This window comes from Bradyrhizobium sp. (assembly GCF_049691595.1).
Lineage (GTDB): Bacteria > Pseudomonadota > Alphaproteobacteria > Rhizobiales > Xanthobacteraceae > Bradyrhizobium.
The window spans coordinates 1-2116 of record NZ_JBAVNZ010000444.1; the positions used below are offsets into that span (position 1 = coordinate 1).

Consider the following 2116-nt stretch of genomic DNA (forward strand, 5'->3'; position numbering starts at 1 on the left):
GGCCAAAGCCCCACAAGCTACGCCCTGGGCGGCAGTGTCATCTATGCCGTCAGCCGGGACTTTAATTTCATGCTCGAAGGTCTCGAAGAGTGGAACGAAAGCGTCAATGGGCTCGGGCAAATCGAAAACAGTTCTGCCTTCACGATTTCTCCCGGCGCACGCTTTGCCCTCAATCTAGAGGGTGGCACCCAAGTTGTGATCGGCGGAGCCGCTCCCATCCGCTTTGAGAACGGCAATACCGATTACGGCGTGTTTCTTTATCTCTCATTTGAACACGACGCGCCGTTCTTGCCTCATTGAATTTATCAGTTCCCCACTGGCAGCCCACGTCAGCGACAGCGCTGGTACAGTTTCGTCCGCTTCTCAAGAATGCTGCCGTGCCTTGAACCCTGGCATTGCCTTGGACCTTCGTCTCCTCTGGGTCTTGGTTGCGTGAAAACGCTACGGGGTGGTGTTAGCCGGGCATCTGGAGCCGACTTAGCGGGAAAGTAGCATATTTTTTCCGCTGGCGGTTCTTTGATTGCGTGCAAAGGCATCCTGAGACGCCGCGATCAATGCGATGTAGCCGAAAACGCGTGCGCAATTACGCACTGCCTCATGTCTTCATCGCCGCGATGAGCGGCTGCACGCCCATGATGTTCATGACGCGCGTGAGATTATAGGCAAGCACGTGCAGCGCCATCTCGGTGGCGACCTTCGGCAGACGCTTCATGAGGAAGTGCGTCGCGCCCATGCGCATCTTCAATGTTCCGAACGGATGCTCGACTGTCTCTCGGCGGCGGCGCATCGCCTGAGGATCGGCGTCGAGCCGCCTCTGGGCATCATCCATGACGTGCTCGTGCTCCCAACGGGAGATGACGCGGTTCTTGGCCGTGGTGCAGCGCGCCTTCAGTGGGCAGCTTCCACATGCTTTCGTGGCGTAGCGCCGAATGGTGCGTTCGCCATCTACCGTCGTAAGCCAATACGCCAGCAGCTGGCCAGCCGGGCAGCGATACACATCCTGGTCGGCCAAGTATGCGAAGTCGTGCTTGCCGAACTTGCCCTTCGCCTCCATGCCTGTCGTGTTCGGCTTCGGCAGTGTCACAGCGATATTGGCATCGGCGCAGGCCTTGATCTCCTCGCCCGTGTAGTAGCCGCGATCCGCGACGGCTTCGAGTTTGTCGATACAGAGCACGGCCTTGGCCTGCTTGCCCATGTTGGCGAGTTGTGCCCGATCAGAGCCGCTATTCGTCACTTCGTGCGCGATGATGAGATGATGCTCAGTGTCGACGACAGTCTGGACGTTGTAGCCTACAACGCCTGAGCCGCGCCCGCTTGTCGCCATGGACCGGCTGTCGGGATCGGTCAGCGAGATCTGCTGATCCGGTGACGCGAGCATCGCCTGTTCGTGGACTTCGAGTTTCTGCATCTCGCTCGCGAGCTTGGCTAGTTTTTCCTTCAGATGCGTCGCCTTTGCAGCGAGCGCCTCGGACGGCTCCTGCAGGTCCGCGGTGTCGAGCTGCGCGAGATAACGCGACACGCTCTCCTCCAACTGCTGGCGACGGCGCTCCACCTTGCCCTTGGTGAAGTTCTTGTCGCGCGTGTTGACTGCCTTGAACTTTGATCCGTCGATGGCGACGCTCGCCTTCGTCAGCAAGCCCATCTGCCGGCACAGCTCTACGAACTTCGCGCACACCTTCTTGATGGCGGAGCCGTTGTCGCGGCGAAAGTCGGCGATCGTCTTGTCGTCGGGCGAAAGCCGCCGGAGAAGCCAGATCACTTCGAGGTTGCGGCGCGCTTCGCGCTCCAGGCGTCGGCTCGACTGGATGCGATTGAGATAGCCGTAGATGTAGAGCTTGAGCAGCGCTGAGGGATGATAACCGGGCCGCCCGGTGACGGCCGGCTCAACATCCGCGAAGCCCAATTCGACGAGCTTGAGCTCATTCACGAAGGCATCGACCACCCGAACAGGATTGCTCTCATCGATCCAATCGTCGAGGCTTTCCGGCAACAACGTGGACTGACTACGATCAGCCCCTTCGATAAACCGCTTCATTGATTGCCCCCGCAAATCGCGAGGCAAATCATAGCAGACTCGTTCTTTTCACGCAGCCAGGGTCAGAAAGAGATGCGTCGG

General features: G+C 59.2%; 2 protein-coding genes. One reads left to right on the top strand and one right to left on the bottom strand.

Translation table 11 applies throughout. The features are described 5' to 3' along the window. Positions 1-300 (top strand): hypothetical protein (locus tag WCE35_RS18805; RefSeq protein ID WP_424594832.1); only part of this gene is annotated, 300 nt, incomplete at its 5' end. A 295-nt stretch (positions 301-595) separates the two neighbouring features. On the opposite strand, the gene WCE35_RS18810 is transcribed toward WCE35_RS18805, so the two are convergent. Then, entirely contained in the window at positions 596-2035 is a 1440-nt protein-coding gene (locus WCE35_RS18810; RefSeq protein WP_424594833.1) for an IS1182 family transposase, read from the bottom strand. Positions 2036-2116: the final 81 nt, after the last annotated feature.